At 71.0% G+C, this 17156-nt stretch carries 16 protein-coding genes; 6 read left to right on the forward strand and 10 right to left on the reverse strand.

What is annotated here, in order from left to right:
- Nucleotides 1–41: 41 nt before the first annotated feature.
- Nucleotides 42–1496: an MFS transporter gene (locus R2B38_RS34085; RefSeq protein ID WP_318019656.1), complete on the reverse strand. Its 1455-nt coding sequence runs from the start codon at nt 1494–1496 to the stop codon at nt 42–44.
- Between the two features lie 100 nt (nt 1497–1596).
- Between R2B38_RS34085 and R2B38_RS34090 the strand changes: the two genes are divergently transcribed.
- A complete protein-coding gene (locus R2B38_RS34090; RefSeq protein WP_033279474.1) occupies nt 1597–1998 on the forward strand; it encodes a winged helix-turn-helix transcriptional regulator in 402 nt (133 codons plus the stop codon).
- 17 nt (nt 1999–2015) lie between these two features.
- On the opposite strand, the gene R2B38_RS34095 is transcribed toward R2B38_RS34090, so the two are convergent.
- From R2B38_RS34095 to R2B38_RS34115, 5 genes are all read right to left on the reverse strand, one after another.
- On the reverse strand, nt 2016–2438 hold the full coding sequence (locus tag R2B38_RS34095; protein WP_318019657.1) for an acyl-CoA thioesterase: 423 nt from the start codon (nt 2436–2438) through the stop codon (nt 2016–2018).
- Nucleotides 2439–2513: 75 nt separating this feature from the next.
- On the reverse strand, nt 2514–3191 hold the full coding sequence (locus R2B38_RS34100; protein ID WP_318019658.1) for a hypothetical protein: 678 nt from the start codon (nt 3189–3191) through the stop codon (nt 2514–2516).
- Between the two features lie 61 nt (nt 3192–3252).
- Complete coding sequence (locus tag R2B38_RS34105; protein ID WP_318019659.1) at nt 3253–3852, reverse strand: histidine phosphatase family protein; 600 nt, start codon at nt 3850–3852, stop codon at nt 3253–3255.
- 3 nt (nt 3853–3855) lie between these two features.
- Nucleotides 3856–4389: an HAD domain-containing protein gene (locus R2B38_RS34110; protein ID WP_318019660.1), complete on the reverse strand. Its 534-nt coding sequence runs from the start codon at nt 4387–4389 to the stop codon at nt 3856–3858.
- Nucleotides 4390–4427: 38 nt separating this feature from the next.
- Nucleotides 4428–5636, reverse strand: coding sequence for a pyridoxal phosphate-dependent aminotransferase (locus R2B38_RS34115; protein ID WP_318019661.1), 1209 nt, complete (start codon nt 5634–5636; stop codon nt 4428–4430).
- An 88-nt stretch (nt 5637–5724) separates the two neighbouring features.
- Here R2B38_RS34115 and R2B38_RS34120 point away from each other — a divergent pair, with 88 nt between their 5' ends.
- Complete coding sequence (locus tag R2B38_RS34120; RefSeq protein WP_318019662.1) at nt 5725–6354, forward strand: winged helix-turn-helix transcriptional regulator; 630 nt, start codon at nt 5725–5727, stop codon at nt 6352–6354.
- A 62-nt stretch (nt 6355–6416) separates the two neighbouring features.
- Here the strand turns inward: R2B38_RS34120 and R2B38_RS34125 are convergent, their stop codons facing one another.
- Genes R2B38_RS34125 through R2B38_RS34135 form a run of 3 tightly spaced genes read right to left on the reverse strand, consistent with a single transcriptional unit; the run spans nt 6417 to nt 10015 of the window.
- Nucleotides 6417–7226 carry a hypothetical protein gene (locus R2B38_RS34125; RefSeq protein WP_318019663.1) on the reverse strand — a complete coding sequence of 270 codons (810 nt, stop codon included), beginning with the start codon at nt 7224–7226 and terminating at the stop codon, nt 6417–6419.
- On the reverse strand, nt 7226–8491 hold the full coding sequence (locus R2B38_RS34130) for a VWA domain-containing protein (protein WP_318019664.1): 1266 nt from the start codon (nt 8489–8491) through the stop codon (nt 7226–7228). Before R2B38_RS34130 ends, R2B38_RS34125 begins: the two co-directional genes overlap by 1 nt.
- A gap of 9 nt (nt 8492–8500) precedes the next feature.
- Nucleotides 8501–10015, reverse strand: a complete 1515-nt coding sequence (locus R2B38_RS34135) for an IucA/IucC family siderophore biosynthesis protein (RefSeq protein WP_318019665.1) — start codon at nt 10013–10015, stop codon at nt 8501–8503.
- A 151-nt stretch (nt 10016–10166) separates the two neighbouring features.
- Here R2B38_RS34135 and R2B38_RS34140 point away from each other — a divergent pair, with 151 nt between their 5' ends.
- The 4 genes from R2B38_RS34140 (at nt 10167) to R2B38_RS34155 (ending at nt 15397) form a co-directional block, all read left to right on the forward strand.
- On the forward strand, nt 10167–11666 hold the full coding sequence (locus R2B38_RS34140) for an IucA/IucC family protein (RefSeq protein WP_318019666.1): 1500 nt from the start codon (nt 10167–10169) through the stop codon (nt 11664–11666).
- Nucleotides 11667–11871: 205 nt separating this feature from the next.
- Nucleotides 11872–14187, forward strand: coding sequence for a protein kinase domain-containing protein (locus R2B38_RS34145; protein ID WP_318019667.1), 2316 nt, complete (start codon nt 11872–11874; stop codon nt 14185–14187).
- 29 nt (nt 14188–14216) lie between these two features.
- Entirely contained in the window at nt 14217–15131 is a 915-nt protein-coding gene (locus R2B38_RS34150) for a HipA family kinase (RefSeq protein WP_318021865.1), read from the forward strand.
- A complete protein-coding gene (locus R2B38_RS34155) occupies nt 15128–15397 on the forward strand; it encodes a SelT/SelW/SelH family protein (RefSeq protein ID WP_318019668.1) in 270 nt (89 codons plus the stop codon). Before R2B38_RS34150 ends, R2B38_RS34155 begins: the two co-directional genes overlap by 4 nt.
- Before the next feature lie 24 nt (nt 15398–15421).
- Here the strand turns inward: R2B38_RS34155 and aceB are convergent, their stop codons facing one another.
- Complete coding sequence (aceB, locus tag R2B38_RS34160) at nt 15422–17044, reverse strand: malate synthase A (RefSeq protein ID WP_318019669.1); 1623 nt, start codon at nt 17042–17044, stop codon at nt 15422–15424.
- Between the last annotated feature and the right edge of the window lie 112 nt (nt 17045–17156).

A 17156-nucleotide genomic window follows, 5' to 3' on the forward strand; every position in this document is an offset into this window, starting at 1 on the left:
GGGGCTGTAGGGCCGGGCTCCCGCTCCCGCCCGCAGGGAAGTCAGCTCCGCTCCCGAACCCTCCCCGATCGCAGCATCGCCGCCGCCAGCACCAGGGCCGCCGCCGCGATCAACGCCCCGGTCCGAAAGGCCAGTTGGTATCCCTCCGCAGTCGCCGGTACCAACTCCGCACCCTTGGCGAGCAGTCCGTCGGTCCGTCCCGCCGCCAGCGTCGACAGCACCGCCAGCCCCAGCGAACCACCCACCACCTGCGTGGTGTTGAAGAGCCCGGAGGCCAGTCCCGCGTCCTCCTCCCGCGCCCCCGACATCGCGAGCCCGGTCAGCGCGGGCATCGCGGCGGCGAACCCGGCGGCCAGCAGGAGCAGAGGAGGCAGGACGTCCGTGACGTAGGAGCCGTCGGCGGGAGCGCGGCCCAGCAGGGCCATCCCGGCGATGATGAGGACCAGCCCGGCGAGCAGCACCCGGTACGCGCCGAAGCGGCCGATCGTCCGCGCCGACAGGCCGAGCATCAGGGCCCCGACCGCGATCGGAGCCGGCAGGAACGCCGTACCGGTGAGCAACTCGCTGAAGCCCAGCACCCGTTGGACGTACAACGCACCGATGAACTGGAAGCCGAACATCGTGCCGATCATCAGGATCTGCACGGCGTTCGCCCCGGTCAGCAGCCGGGAGCGGAACAGGCGGAGGCGGAGCAGTGGGCGGGCGGCCCGGGCCTGGCGGACGGTGAAGGCGGTGAACAGGGCCAGAGCGAGGGCGGCCAGCAGGAGGGTGGCGGCGAGGGGGCGGTCGCCGGTGCCGATGATGACGTACACCGTGAGCATCAGCGCGCCGGTGACCAGCGCGGCCCCCGGATAGTCGGCGCCCTTGCCGAGTCCGGCGCCCTGTTCCGGGGCCAGGACGCGTACGGCCGCGAGCCACGCCACGATGCCGATCGGCAGGTTGATGAGGAAGATCCAGTGCCAGTTCAGGGCCTGGGTCAGCGCCCCGCCGAGGAACGTGCCGAGCGCCCCGCCCCCGGCGCCGACCGCGCTGAACACCGCGATGGCGCGGGCCTGTTCGCGGGGTTCGGGGAAAAGGGCGACCAGCATCCCGAGGACCACCGCCGAGGCCATCGCGCCGCCGACACCCTGCACGGCCCGGGCCGCGATCAGCATGCCCTGGCTCGTCGCGACCCCGCACAGCACGGACGCCGCGGTGAACACGGCGAGCCCCGCCGTGAACATCCGCTTGCGGCCCACCAGATCGCCCAACCGGCCGACGAGGAGCAGCAGTCCACCGAACGGGATCAGATACGCGTTCACGACCCAGGCCAGCCCCGGCCCCGAGAAACCGAGGTCGTTCTGGATCGCGGGCATGGCGACCGTGACGATGTTGCCGTCCAGGATCGTCATCAGCGTCCCCGCGCACAGCACGACGAGGGACGCCCAGCGGGAGTACGTTCGGGGCGACGGACGCGTTCGTGATGTCTTCGGCTCGGACCCGGTGAGTGCCGTCATGACGGTCTGACCTCCGTGGATTTCCATGGGAACTAGGTGCACGACTTGTAACGGGGTATATCGTCAGGAACCATGGAGGTCGTCGTAAGGAGGCACTTCAATGTCCCGAGGGAACACCGGTGTTACCGCCCAGGTCGTGAACGCGCACGCCTGCCCGGTGCGTGAAGTTCTTGACAGGGTCTCCGGCAAATGGAGCGTGCAGATCCTGGTCGCGGCGGCCCACGGACCCATCCGCTTCACGGAGTTGGAGCGCAGCATCGAGGGCATCAGCCGCCGCATGCTGACCCTCACCCTGCGCAACCTGGAGCGCGACGGACTCGTCACCCGCACCGTGCACCCGACGGTGCCGCCAAAGGTGGAGTACGAACTCACCCCGGTGGCCCGGGAGTTGCACGAGACCCTGCTGCGGCTGACGGACTGGGCGGAGCGCAACCGGCACTACATCGCCGAGTCCCGCGCGGCCTACGACACGGAGCACCGGCCGGAGTTGACCGACGGGTAGGCCGCCCAGGCCTCGTCTCAGAGGCCGAACAGGCCCGGGTCCGTGGTCGACTTCCTGAAGAACTCCTGCGGTTGAGCGACCAGCTTGCGCTTCTCGAGGTCCAGCAGTCCGCCGACCGAGTTGACCTCGGCGGAGACCGTGCCGTCCGCCTTGGTGATCGTCTGCAGTACGCGGAACGTCTTGCCCTCGCCCCACTCGAACCCGCAGCTCACCGTCACCTCCTCGTCCGCGCGCAGCTCGCGCAGATAACGGATGGTGGTCTCCAGCACGACGGGCCCGATCCCCTGGCCGAGCAACTCGGCCTGGCCCGCGCCGGCGGCGGTCAGCAGCGACCAGCGGGCGTGCTCCGCGTACTGCAGATACACGCTCTGATTGAGGTGTCCCAGGCTGTCGGTCTCGTATCCGCGGACGGTCACCGGGACGGAAAACGGCTCGCTCACTGCGTTCCCTTCTCGCACTGATGGACGATCTGCCGCACCGATCTTGGCATGCCCTTCTGGTCCGGTCAGGTCGGTTCACGTCCGTCGCGGCGAGGCAAGCAGATAACTCGCCCCCGTACGCGGCTCCTTGTGCTCGCTCACCTGCCAGCCCGCCCGCTCCAGCGTCCCCGCACAGGCACGCAGCGCCTCCCCGTCCGGATCCCGTACGGCGACCGCCTCAGGCTGCGGGGTCACACGCACCCGGTAGCCCTCCGTCCCCTGTCCCGCGGCCGGCCGGTGCCCGGCGGCCTCCAGGGCGAGCGCGGCGGCCCGCACCAGATGCGTACGCTCCCAGCCGCACGGCCGCTCCACGGAACCGTCCGGATTCGTCATCCGGCGCAGCTCCAGCAACCCCTGCCAGGCGCTGTGCACTTCGCGGGTACGGACAGCGGGGGCGACGCCCGTCTCCTCCTCGCCACCGATGCGCGCGGCGAACACCCCGGAGGCCGAAGCCGAAGCCGAGGTCGAGTTCGACGCCGTGGTCGTGCTTGTGGTCGTTTCGGCAGCGGCGGACTCGTCGGCCTCCGGTGCGGCGTCCCGTATTCGATGCCCCACCGGCGTCAGAAAGTGATCGTGCGGCGGACGCGGATGCCGGAACGCCAGCCCCCGCTTCACCAGCGCGGCGAGCTGCGCCTCCGTACCCCGCAGCCGCCCGGTGACGGGATCGGCGGCGTCGATCACACGCCGCTGCCCGGCGGTCGGCGGTCGTGTCACGGCGTGCTCCTCCCCGACTGTCGGTCCAACCGGGACGTCGTAGGCGCGTCCCATTCGAAGGCTACGACGGGGGTCTGACATTCCAGGCGGCGATGACCGGCCGTCCGTGCTCCGTGCTCAGCCGGCACAGCGTCCCGGTCGCGAGCTGGAACAACGCGCCCTTCGACGGCGGCAGCCCGAGCCACCGCGCGGTGAGCACCCGGAGGAAATGGCCGTGTGCCACCAGGACGACCACGCCCTCGGTGTTGGCGAGGGCCGCGTCCACCTTGGCCAGGGCGCGGTCGGCGCGCTCGCCCACCTGCTCCGGGCTCTCCCCGGGATGGTCCGGCGGCCCGGGCGCGACCCCGTCGGTGAACAGGAACCAGCCCGGCCGGGTGCGCTGGATCTCGACGGTGGTGATGCCCTCGTAGCCGCCGTAGTCCCACTCGCGCAGATCCACGTCGACGCGGACGTCCGTGAGCCCGATCAGCTCGGCGGTCTCCCGCGCGCGCTGCATGGGGCTGACGAACGCGGCGCCGACCCGGTGCGAACGGATCAGCGGCACCAGCCCGCGCGCCTCCTCCCGCCCCTTCGCGGTCAGCGGGACATCGGTCGAGCTGGTGTGCCGCCCCGACCGGGACCATTCGGTCTCTCCGTGCCGTACGAGGAAAAGATCGCCCATGGCTCACAGGCTATGGGCCCACCGCTCCAGCGTCGCGAAATCGCCCTCCCGTAGGCCCCTGCGCGGGTCCACCTTGAGGAGGAGCGCCGGACCGTCGTGGTGCGCCTCGACATGCCGTACGTCCAGGTCGGTGATCAGGTCGTCGACCCAGACGAAGGGGCGCCCGGCCGCCCAGGCCACGATCTGGCGGGTCTTCCAGTAGAGGCCGTCCGGGGCCTTGGTGAACAGCTGGGTGAACTCGATCACCTGTAGGTCGCCCGGGAGCCCGACCGCCGGCGCGATCAGTTCGTTGGCCTGGTGCATCCAGGTGGTGGCCCAGGCAGGCTCGTAGGGCAGCGCCAGTATTCGCTCGCCGTGCCCCGGGTGCAGGCGTACCCGCAGCCCGCGCCGCAGCCGCCGGGAGCCCGGCGGCTGCCGGGCCGACCAGTTCGTCGGCCACAGCCGGTGGGCGACATAGCCGCGATGGCGCAGGAACCGGGCGCCGTACGGGTTGAGGGGTCCGTCGACGTCGAGGAGGAGCAGGGGGCGGTCGGTCATGCGGAGGAGCTACCCAGGGCGGTGCGGAGATAGCTGCGCTACTGCCGATACCCGCCCAGGAACCGCCCGATCCGGCCGATAGCCGCCTCCAGGTCGTCCGCGTACGGCAGGGTGAGGATGCGGAAGTGGTCGGGGGTCGGCCAGTTGAAGCCGGTGCCCTGGACGACCTGGATCTTCTCGCGGAGCAGGAGGTCCAGGACGAACTTCTCGTCGTCGTGGATCTTGTGGACCTTGGGGTCGAGGCGGGGGAACGCGTACAGCGCGCCCTTCGGCTTCACGCAGGAGACCCCCGGGATCTCGTTCAGCTTTTCCCACACCACGTTGCGCTGTTCGTGGAGTCGCCCGCCCGGAACGGTCAGGTCGCGGATGGACTGGCGGCCGCCGAGCGCGGCCTGGATGGCGTACTGCGCGGGCGCGTTCGGGCACAGCCGCATGGAGGCCAGCATCGTCAGGCCCTCCAGGTAGTTCTTGGCGTGCTGCTTCGGGCCCGTCACCACCAGCCAGCCCGAGCGGAAGCCGGCTACCCGGTACGTCTTCGACAGGCCGCAGAAGGTGAGGACGACCAGGTCGGGGGCGAGCGCCGCGGCCGAGTGGTGCACGGCGTCGTCGTAGAGGATCTGGTCGTAGATCTCGTCGGCGAAGACCATCAGGCCGTGGCGGCGGGCGAGGTCGAGGATGCCCTCGACGATCTCCTTGGGGTAGACGGCGCCGGTGGGGTTGTTCGGGTTGATGATGACGACGGCCTTGGTGCGGTCGGTGATCTTCGCCGCCATGTCCTCCAAGTCTGGGTACCAGTCGGCCTGTTCGTCGCAGAGGTAGTGGACCGCCTTGCCGCCGGAGAGGGTCGTCACCGCCGTCCAGAGCGGGAAGTCCGGGGCGGGGATGAGGATTTCGTCGCCGTCCTCCAGCAGTGCCTGTACGGCCATGGAGACCAGCTCGGAGACGCCGTTGCCCAAGAACACGTCGTCCACGTCGACTTCGAGGCCCAGGGTCTGATAGCGCTGCGCGACCGCGCGGCGGGCCGAGAGGATGCCGCGCGAGTCCGTGTAGCCGTGGGCCTGGGGAAGCATCCGGATCATGTCCTGGATGATCTCCTCGGGCGCCTCGAAGCCGAAGAGCGCGGGGTTGCCGGTGTTCAGGCGCAGGACGCTGTGGCCCGCCTCCTCCAGTGCGTTGGCGTGCTCGATCACCGGACCGCGGATCTCGTAACAGACCTCGCTGAGCTTGCTCGACTGCCGGAACTCCATTGCGCCCTCGCCCCATCGGCTTCGTGTGTTGCTTGGTTTTACCAAGTGTGAGCTTGGAAAGTCCAACAACATGTCTAGACTGCGTCGCATGTCACCTCGCCGAAGCTACGACCAGTACTGTTCCGCGGCCCGGGCGCTCGACCTCGTCGGCGACCGCTGGACCCTGCTGATCGTCCGCGAACTCCTCGCCGGCCCGCGCCGCTACACGGACCTGCACGCCGATCTGCCGGGTGTCAGCACGGACGTACTCGCCTCACGGCTGAAGGACATGGAGCGGGATGGGCTGACGACCCGTAGGCGGCTGCCGCCTCCGGGAGCGGTCTACGTCTACGAACTCACCGGGCGGGGGCGGGAGTTGCTGCCCGTGCTCCAAGCCCTCGGGGCGTGGGGCGCGCCCGAGTTGGGAGAGCGGCGGCCGACTGATGCCGTGCGCGCGCATTGGTTCGCGCTGCCGCTGCTGCGGGCGCTGGAGGGGGAGGGGCTGGTCGAAGTCCGGCTGGAGGAAGGGGAGTTCCACGTGTACGCGGGGATGGAGGAGGGCGGGCTCGTCTACGGCGAAGGGCCCGCTCCCCGGGAGCCCGACGCCCGGCTGATGCTCGGCGTCGAGACGTGTACGGCCGTCGCCCAGGGGGAGTTGAGTCTCCCCGACGCGGTGCGTGCTGGAAGTGTCGAGGTGAGCGGCGAAGGCACGCTCGCGAAAGCGCTGCGGGAGGCCTGAGACGGGGCCGGAAAAGACAGAAGGCCCGCTGTGTGCGGGCCTTCTGACGAATGATCACGTCGTTACATGCCGGGTGGCGGAACCCGCCTCGGTCGTCCCGAACCCCGGGTCAGCGCATATCCGCCGATCCCGGCGAGTGCGGCCAGCACACCGCCCACGGCGGTCCACACCCAGCGGTCGGACCACCAGCCGGACGACCAGCCGCCGTCGGGCTCGATGCTCGACAGCGCCGCCGACGTCGACGACGAACTGTCTTCATCGGAGGCCGACTTGGCCGCGATCCCCGGCGTCAGCGGCTCCGCCAGCGAGCCGTCCACCGCCGCCGAACCGCCGATGTCCTTGGAGTCCACGCGGACCTCGGTACTCACTGGCTGACCCAGGTCCGAGGACTGGAGGTCAACGACCGTGAGCCGGACGTAGTACGTGCCCGGCAGCGGGTCGTTGGCCCAGGTCTCCGACCAGGCACGGACAGTACGCAGCGTGCACGCCAGGTCCAGGGAGGTCGCGTCCTGCGCGGCGGTGCGCGTCGCGGCCCCGTACTGGCAGGCCTGGCGGCGCCGCAGTCCGTCGTAGACGTCGAGCTGCCAGGTCTGGCCCGCGTGGGTGTCCGGCAGCTTCACCGTCGCTTTGACGGTGGGGCGTTGGCCGGCGTCCGCGGCGAACGACCAGTACAGGTAGTCGCCGGTGGAGCCGCTGGCCGTGGCCTCCTGGCCCTGGTCCAGTTCTGTCGCCGTACGGAAGGAGGTGCCCGCCTGAGTGGGCGCCGAACTGTCGTCGGAAGGGCTCGCGGACGGCGAGGAGTCCGCCATGGCCGGCGTCGCCGCCAGGCCAGCCATCAGCAGGGCCGTGCTCAACACACGTCTGATCCGCATCAGTTGGTCCTCCAGACCGCGAGGCGCCAGCGGGACAGCCAGCCCCAGAGCAGACCCGCGACGAAGCCGGTCAGCACGAGGGCGGCGAGGAGCCACCAGCCGCGGCCGAGGCCGAAGGAGGCCACGTCGCTGGCCTTGCTGGGTCCGTCGACGACGTCCACGGTGAGTTCGAGGGGCAGACCGGGGGTGGTCTTCACCCCGGAGGCCGCCGAGAAGGAGTTGGTGACCTGGAGACAGACGGTCTCGGCGGGGGCGTTGTCGTCGTCGCTCTCCGCCTTCGGGTAGCGAAGACCCGTGGAGATGACGTCCGTTCGGCCGTTGCCGGTGCCCTCGCCGCGGACGATCTCGCGGCCGTGCACGGTGACCGCGCGCAGCAACACCCCGTAGTCCGGGTTGACTTCACGGTCGGCGCCGACGCTCACCGAAGCGCGCAGTTCCTGGCCGGGGTCGACGTCCACGCGGTAGAAGCGCTGCTTGCCGAACTCCTCGCGGTCCGTGTACAGACCGGACTTGAGGGTCGGGGCGCTGGAGCACTGGGCGGTGCCCTCGGTGGCGACCGGGGTCACCACCGGGTCGGCGGCGCGGTCCACCAACTGGCCCACGCGGTCGGAGAGTTCCTCCTTGTGCTGCACGGAGGTGTACGTGCCGCCGGTCGCGTCCGCGATGCAGCTGAGCTGGTCGCGGGTCTTGGCGTCCGGCACCAGGCCCAGCGTGTCGATGGTCAGGCCGATGCCCTTGGCCGCGATCTCGCGGGCCACCTCGCACGGGTCCAGCGGCTGGCAGGTGTCCTCGCCGTCGCTGATCAGGACGATACGGCGGGTGCCGTCACCGCCGTTGAGATCGTCCGCCGCCTTCAGCAGCGCGGGACCGATCGGCGTCCAGCCGGTGGGCTGGAGCGTCGCGACCGCGGTCTTGGCCTCGGTGCGGTCCAGGGTGCCCACGGGGTAGAGCTGCGCGGTGTCCTTGCAGCCCGTCTTGCGGTCGTTGCCGTGGTAGTTGGCGCCCAAGGTGCGGATGCCGAGCTGCACTTCCTCGGGTGTGGCGTCGAGCACCTCGTTGAACGCCTGCTTCGCCGCTGCCATCCGTGAGCCGCCGTCCATGTCCTTGGCGCTCATGGATCCGCTGACGTCCAGCACGAGTTCGACCTTGGGGGAGGCCGTGGAGTCCGTCTCGTCGGCGACCGCTCCGGCAGGGAAGGCGACCCCGGCCGTGAGGGTGGCGAGCAGGGCACAGATCCCCGCCGCCAGCCGTTGTCTTGTGATCATCGCCGGATCCTATTGATCAGATGGACCGGGCTCCAAAACGAGCGGGTTCGGGAGCCCGGTCCACTGGTCCCCGGGCAGCTCCGGCGACAGCCGCATCAGCGTCAACGCCTTGCTGGGCAAAGGCTGTTCGAGCAGCGTGCGCAGGTCCGGCGTGCGCGGCAGATCCGGTACGACGGCTGCCAGCGCCGCCCTGAGCGCCGTGGCGGAACCGGCCGTGCCCGCGAGGGCTCCCCCCACCAGGGAGCCGAACAGCTTGCGGCGCAGGGTGAGTTCGTCGTCGGTGACGATGCGTCCGCTGAGGTCCGGTACCGGAATCCCTTGTTCGGCAAGGCGCTTGGGGCTGACGCGGATATCGGCGAGATCGCGGTAGACCAGGCGCAGGGGGGCACCCGTGCGGGACAGCACCACCAGCAGGTTCTGACCGTGCGCCTCAAGGGCCACACCGGACTCCAGCAGCCGCAGACAGACGACGAGGGCCAGACGCGTGAACTCGGCCAGCCAGGCGGGCGATCGGGGCAGGTCGGTGACCGCGAGGGCGGCCACCGGCAGGACCCGTTCGCCCGCTTCCGTGTCCGCGTACGTCTGCGGCGACTCGCGCAGCACGGCAGCGAGATCAGGTGAGTCGGCGGTCGCCGCGCCCAGCGTGCGGGTGACGTGCAACAGGCCGTCCGAGCGCGCCGCCAGTGTCTCCCCGAACGCCGACAGCGTCGCCGACAAGCCGATCGAGTAGACCGAGATGTCCCGCACCGAGGAGGTCAGCCGGGCGCTCAGCGCGGTCTTGACGTGCGGCCCGTCCGACAGGGCGAGGGTCCGCAGGGACATCAGCGGATGCGCGTCGAGCGGAGCGTCCCCGGTCCGCTTCAGCACATGCGCCGCCTGCCACGGGTGCACCGGGATCAACAGCCGCCCAGCGGACCGCAGTTCATCCGGCCACACCCCGGTCACCAGACACTCCTCCACCCGCACCGGCACCGACCCCAACGCCACCACAGGCCGGTGCTCGGGGCCGTAGGCGAGCTGCTCGGCCACCGAGAACCCGGGCCGGGAACGGCAGTTGGGGTGGAAGGGGTGCCCGTCGACGATCCGCTGCTCCCACTCCCAGTCGCGCACCGGCCAATCCTCCGAGGAGGTGGGCTGGTTGGCCCGGGACAGTGCCAACGAGGCGACGCTGTGCCCGAGTTCGGCCGCGAAGGCGGTGCCGTGCGGCACGGCGAGGTCGGTCATCAGCCGCGCCGGATCGTCGTAGGCGATGTCGTCGAGGTGGACGACGGTGACGTAGGCGTCGGTCGCGTACGGGTCGGCGTGCGGGCCGCGCAGCCGGCGGCCGTCGGAGAGCCGTAGGACGAGGCCCGGTGTCCGGCCGGCGATCCACGGCAGCGGTTCGAAGGCGAGCGCCCGCCACAGCCGGGTGAGCACCGCCGCACGGGCGCCGGGGAGTTCGGCCGCGTACCGTTGTACGAGGTCGGGCCGGACGGCTGCGAGTTCCTCGGCGACCTCGGTCTCGGGAAGCGGGGGACGGTCCACGGTCGACTCCTCGGGTGCGGACGGGGCGTCATGATCGGTGACGACGGGAGGCGGGACGGGGAGAGGCAGAGCGGCGAGAGACGGGGCGGCGGGACACTGTGCGACGAGAGACATACTGATCGCGATCGCAGGACACGGACTTGAGGAACGAATGGATCGCGTCGACTTCACACCCCCGGGCGACGACGTGGCGGAGCGCGCCGACGCGTACGCGGCCGCGCCCCTGCTCAACTGTCTGCTGCGGGAGGTGGCCCGGCCGCTCCCGGACCAGGGGGAGCGGCACGTGTACCGGCTGCCGGACAGCGGCCGGCTGCTGCGGGTGCGCGGTGAGCGGCGGCCCGCCGAGCCCGAGGTGTACGCGGACGGCGACTGGCGGCGCGTCGACCACACCGAACTCGTGAAGCTCGTCGCCGAGGAACTGACCCGGCACACCGGAGTCTCCAACCACGAACTGCCCGCCGAGATGACGGACAGCCGTGACGCCGTCGCCGCCCTGCTCACCGCGCGCGACCGGGCGACGGCGCCCGACGACCCGTATCTCCGCTCCGAACAGTCCTTGATCACCGGCCATCCCTACCATCCCGCGCCCAAGGCCCGCGGCGGCGGCCCCGTCGCCGGCTGGCTGCCCTACGCCCCGGAGGCGTACGCCCGTTTCCCGCTGGTGCTGCTCGGGCTGCGCGAGGACGCGGTCGTGGAGGATGGGGACGTCTCGGCGCTGGACGCGCTCGGGGAGGCCCCGCCCGGGTACCGGCTGCTGCCCGCGCACCCTTGGCAGTTGGACCTCGTGGGCGCGGGCCTGGCGGCCGCCTTCGAGGACGGGCGGCTGATCCGGCTCGGCACGACGGCGACCGAGGCGTGGCCGACGGCCGCGATCCGCACGGTGTACGACCCCGTCGAGGACCTGTTCCTGAAGTTCAGCCTCGATGTGCGCATCACCAATGACGTACGCCGACTGTGGCGCCACGACCTGCTGAAACTCCACCGCACGGATACGGCCGTCCGGGACGCCTTCGCCGCGATGTCCGGCCCGGCGGCCTGGCTGAGCGACCGGGGCTACCGCACCGCCGACTTCGCCTTCGAGGAACTCGCCGTCCTGGTCCGCGACGGCCTGCACGACCACCTCCTGCCCGGCACGACTCCGTTGCTCGCCGCGGGGCTGGTGGAGGGGTTCGAGGGCAACCCGCTCGACGGTACGGGTGACCCGGGGGCCTGGTGGGAGGCGTATCTGAGGCAGGTCGTACCGCCCGCGATCACGGCGTTCGCCGACTACGGCGTCGTACTCGAGGCGCATCTGCAGAACACGCTGATCGCCGTCGACGCGGACGGGATGCCCGTGCAGGCGCTGTACCGGGACGCGGAAGGCGTGAAGCTGCTGACGGACGTGGAACGGGGGGCCGGGTGGGAGCGGTTGGTGTACTGCCTGGTCGTCAACCATCTCGTCGAGATCGCCGGGGTTCTCGCCGAGCGCCACCCGGAGCTGGACCCCTGGCCTGCGGTCCGCGCCGAACTGGCCCGCCACGACGTCCCAGAGGTCGCCGAACTCCTCGCCTCACCCACGCTGCCCGGCAAGACGAACCTGCTGTTGCGCTGGACCGGGGCGGACGGCGCCGACGCGCGCTATCTGCCGTTGCGGAATCCGCTGGCGGGGTGAGGTCGGGCGGGCCGGGGTGAACCGTTCCGGGTGAAGGGCGGGGCGGAAGGGAACCGTTCGGAACCCGGTGACGTCATGAGCGGAGCACCTAGACTGGTGGCCGGTATCGGGGGAGCCTCGCGGCTGGAAATGGTCGCTCGACGGGGACGGGGGTCGGGGCCGATGAGGTCCAACCGCCTTGCCGGAGAGGCGAGATGGGGGAGTCATGAAACCGCTCCGAGCGGGTGATCCCGCCTCCGTCGGGGAGGGCAGATACCGGCTGGTCGGACGGCTCGGCCAGGGCGGCATGGGCGTCGTGTACTTCGGCCGGTCGCGGTCGGGCCGGGCGGTGGCCGTCAAGGTCGTACGGCCCGAACTGAGCACGGAACCGGGTTTCCGGCGCAGGTTCGCCGACGAGGTGGCCGCCGCGCGCCGCGTCGGCGGCTTCCACACCGCGCCGGTCGTGGACGCCGACCCGCAGGGCGACCCCGCCTGGCTGGTGACGGCGTACGTCCCCGGCCCGACGTTGCAGGCCGTCCTCGACCGGGTCGGCCCCCTGCCCGCGGACACACTCACCGTGCTGGCCGCGGGCCTCGCCGAGGCGCTGGCGGCGATCCACCAGGCCGGGGTCATCCACCGGGACCTGAAACCCGCCAACATCATCGTCGCGGAGGACGGCCCCCGGGTCATCGACTTCGGCATCGCGCGGGCCCTCGACGGTACGGCCCTCACGCAGACCGGGTTCCAGATCGGCACGCTCGGGTTCCTCGCACCGGAGCAGCTGACCGGGGGCACGCTGACACCGGCGGTCGACATGTTCGCCCTGGGTGTCGTCCTCGGCCAGGCGGCGGGCCGGGCGCCTTTCGGGGACGGGGGGTCGGCGGCGTGGCCGTACCGCGTCGTCCACGAGCAGCCCGAACTCATGGATGTGCCCGGCCAGTTGCGTGACCTGGTCGCGGCCTGCCTGGCCAAGGATCCGCGCGACCGCCCCACCCCGTCGGAGTTCCTCGACCGGCTGACGGTCCGGCATCCGTCGGACGTGTGGCTTCCGGCCGAGGCGACCGCGCTGGTACGGAGCCAGGAGATGGGGGCGTACGGCGTCGGCGTCGGGGTGGATCGGGTGCCGGAGATGCCAGGAGTGCCGGGGGCGCCGACGGATCCGCGTACGGGGATGACGGGTCCGCCGAGGGGCGCGGAGAGGCGGCCGGGGGTCGGTGAGTGGTCGCCCGAGCCGTCCGAGTCGCCGGTGTCGCCCGAGTCCCCGGTGGTCGCGGAGGCGCCCACGGCCGCGCCGACGTCCGACGAGAGGCCGCCCGGGGTCTCCCATCCCCGGACCGTCCAGTCGTCGCCCGCCCCGGACTTCAGCCCGCGCCCCGGCTTCGGTTCGGACCCCGGCTTCAATCCGGACCCTGGTTTCAACCCCGGCTCCGGTTTCAGCCCCGGTGCCGGCTTCGGTCCCGCGCCCGTGTTCGTGCCCACGCCCGCCCCCGGCTCGCCCGGTGGTGCGGGAGCGGTGGGCGGTGGGCCGACGGCCGGGGCCGAGGGGGCACGAGGTCGCCGTAGGGCAGCGGTCGTAGCGGCGGCGTTGGTCGTGGCCGTCGCCGCGGGGGTGCTGGTGTGGCACCCCTGGACCGGTTCGGGATCGGGTTCCGGTTCCGGTTCCGGTGGGAACGAGGGCGCCGCCGGGGGAAGCGTGTCCTCGTCGCCGCGGGTGACCGCCGCCGCGTTCCCGGACGCCCCGCTGCTCGTGCGGATGGACACGGACCCCGGGTCGTCGACGTGCCACAGCGTGATCGGGCGGCGCGACTCCACCAAGGACGATCCGAAGCAGCTGATCGACGGGACGTGTGACGCGCTGCCGCAGTGGGCCCCCGATCGCAAGTCGTTCGCGTTCACCCGCAACTCCGGGCAGGAACCGGCGGTTTGGACGGCGAACGCGGACGGTACCGACGTCCGCCGGGTCGCCGCGATCTCGGGTGGGCGGGTGTCGTGGTCGCCGGACGGGAAGCGGCTGGCCGTGCTGCGGCGGCAGGACGGGGTGCAGCAACTGTTCGTCGTGACCGTCGCGGACGGTTCCGCGCAGCAACTGACCACCGGTACCGCGAAGGTGGAGGACCCGGCGTGGTCCCCCGACGGCAAGCACATCGCCATCTGCCTCCAGAAGACGTCGGGTTGGCAGATCCACGTCGTCGACCCGTCGCGGCCGGGCGCCGAACCACAGCAGGTCACCCATCAGGCCCGGCGCGCGCTCGACCCCGTCTGGTCCCCGGACGGCCGGTACTTCGCCTACACCGCCGGGGCGCCGAACGTGGGGACCGGGGGAGACATCCACATCGTCAAGGTGGACGGCACGGGCGACCGGACGCTAGTGCAGACCGCCGCTCAGGAGATGGACCCCGTCTGGTCGCCCGACGGCAAGTGGGTGGCGTTCGTCCGGGGCCCCTTCGACCAGCCGGCCATCTGGGCCGTCCGCGCCGACGGCACGGGCGCACGCAGGCTCACCACCGGCAGCACACCGGAGGGCCACCCCTCCTGGCGCTGACCTGCCTCTATGCTCGTTTCATGCCGGACATGCTGAGAGAGGTCACCGCGACCCGCTACATCGAGCCCCTGCGCTCCGGCGGTTCCGTGCCCGGAGTCGTCGAGGCCGACGACCTCGGCACGTACGTCGTGAAGTTCACCGGCTCCGCGCAGGGCCGCAAGGCGCTGGTCGCCGAGGTGATCGTCGGGGAGCTGGCCCGCGCCCTCGGACTGCGCTTCCCCGAGCTGGTGCTCGTGCACTTCGACCCGGAGATCGCCGACGAGGAACCCCACCAGGAGGTGCGGGACCTGCACAGCGCGAGCGCCGGTCTGAACCTCGGCATGGACTTCCTGCCGGGCGCCCGGGACTTCACCCCGGAGATCGCCGCGCGCTGCACGGTCGACCCGCTGGAGGCCGGGAAGATCGTCTGGCTCGACGCGTTGACCGTCAACGTCGACCGTACGGTGCACAGTTCGAACCTGATGATCTGGCCGACCCTCGGCATCGCACCCCCGCGCCTGTGGCTCATCGACCACGGCGCCGCCCTCGTCTTCCACCACCGCTGGGACGGCGCCGACCCCGCGAAGTCCTACGACTTCCGTCATCACGCTCTTGGTCACTACGGCCCCGACACCCGTGCCGCCGACGCCGAGTTGGCGCCCAAGGTGACCGAGGAGCTGCTGCGCCGGATCACGGCCGAGGTGCCGGACGCCTGGCTGGCCGGCGAACCGGGCTTCGCGACACCCGACGCCGTACGGGAGGCGTACGTCGCCTACCTGCACGCGCGCGTGCGGGCCTCCGCGGCCTGGCTCCCCACCGACTTCCCCAGCCGGGAGGAACGCGCCGCCGAGGAGGCCCTCCGCGCGGCGAAGACACAGCAGGGCCGCCCGAGTTGGCTCAAGCGGGTCCCCGACCTACACGGCAAACCGGCGGCGGAACAGGATTGGTCGGTACACCTAGGATGACCCAACGCGTACAGATCGAGTACTGCACCCAGTGCCGGTGGCTGCCCCGCGCGGCCTGGCTGGCGCAGGAGCTGTTGACCACCTTCGAGACCGAGTTGACGGAACTCTCCCTGAAACCCGGCACCGGCGGCGTCTTCATCGTGCGAGTCAACGACGAAGTCGTGTGGGACCGGCGCGAACAGGGCTTCCCGGAGCCGACGGCCGTGAAGAAGCTCGTACGCGACCGAGTGGCCCCGGACAAGTCCCTGGGCCACTCGGACAAGTGAGCTTCGTCTTGCGGCAGTTGAGCCTCAGCCCTTGAGCTGCTCGTACGCCGGCAGCGTCAGGAAGTCCGCGTAGTCGTCGTCCAGCGCGACCTCCAGCAGGAGGTCGTGGGCCTGCTGCCAATGGCCCGCGGCGAAGGCGTCCGCGCCGATCTCCGCGCGGATGTTCTCCAGCTCCTCGGCGGCAACCTTCCGTGCCAGCTCGGGAGTTGCCTTCTCGCCGTTCTCGAACTCGACGCCCGCGTTGATCCACTGCCAGATCTGCGAGCGCGAGATCTCGGCGGTGGCCGCGTCCTCCATCAGGTTGAAGATGGCGACCGCGCCGAGCCCGCGCAGCCACGCCTCGATGTAACGGATGCCCACCTGAACGGCGTTGACGAGTCCGGGGTACGTCGGCTTCGCGTGCAGCGAGTCCACGGCGATCAGGTCGGCCGCCTTGACGTCGACGTCCTCGCGCAGCCGGTCCTTCTGGTTGGGCTTGTCGCCGAGCACCGCGTCGAAGGAGGCCATGGCGATCGGCACCAGGTCGGGGTGGGCCACCCAGGAGCCGTCGAAACCGTCCCCGGCCTCACGGTCCTTGTCCGCCTTGACCTTCTCGAACGCGACCTTGTTGACCTCCTCGTCACGGCGGGACGGGATGAACGCCGCCATGCCGCCGATCGCGTGCGCCCCGCGCTTGTGGCAGGTGCGGACGAGGAGTTCGGTGTACGCCCGCATGAACGGGGCCGTCATCGTCACCGCGTTGCGGTCCGGGAGGACGAACTTGGGCCCGCCGTCACGGAAGTTCTTCACGATGGAGAACAGGTAGTCCCAGCGGCCCGCGTTCAACCCCGAGGCGTGGTCGCGGAGTTCGTAGAGGATCTCCTCCATCTCGTACGCGGCGGTGATCGTCTCGATCAGCACGGTCGCGCGGACGCTGCCCTGCGGGACGCCGACGTAGTCCTGCGCGAAGACGAACACGTCGTTCCACAGGCGGGCTTCGAGGTGCGACTCGGTCTTCGGGAGGTAGAAGTACGGGCCCTTGCCGAGGTCGAGCAGCCGCTGCGCGTTGTGGAAGAAGTACAGCCCGAAGTCCACGAAGGCGCCCGGGACTTGCTCACCGTCCACCAGGAGATGCCGTTCGTTGAGGTGCCAGCCGCGGGGCCGCATGACGACGGTCGCCAGCTCGTCCTCGGCCTTCAGGGCGTACGACTTACCGGACTTGGGGTCGGTGAAGTCGATCGCGCGGGTGTAGGCGTCGATCAGGTTGAGCTGACCGGTGACGACGTTCTCCCACGTCGGCGCCGACGCGTCCTCGAAGTCCGCGAGCCAGATCTTCGCGCCGGAGTTCAGGGCGTTGATCGTCATCTTGCGGTCGGTCGGGCCGGTGATCTCGACGCGCCGGTCGTTCAGAGCGGCGGGGGAGGGGGCCACCTTCCAGGAGTCGTCGGCGCGGATCGCGGCGGTCTCCGGGAGGAAGTCGAGGGTGGAGGTACGGGCGATCTCCGCGCGGCGCTCGGCCCGGCGGGCGAGGAGTCCGGCCCGGCGGGGGGTGAACCGGCGGTGCAGCTCGGCCACGAAGGCGAGGGCCTCGGCGGTGAGGACCTCGTCCTGCCGGGGCAGGGGTTCGGCGTCGACGATGACCGGCGAGGACGGCGCTGGTGCGGACATGAACTGTCACTTCCTTCAGCGTGGCACCGGGTGCCAGGTGACCCGGGTAGGGCTGGGAGCACCCGAGGGGCCGTCGGGCGCTTCTGAACAGTGGATACTAGTTTCCTCATCG

This window comes from Streptomyces sp. N50, assembly GCF_033335955.1.
Classification (GTDB): Bacteria; Actinomycetota; Actinomycetes; order Streptomycetales; family Streptomycetaceae; genus Streptomyces.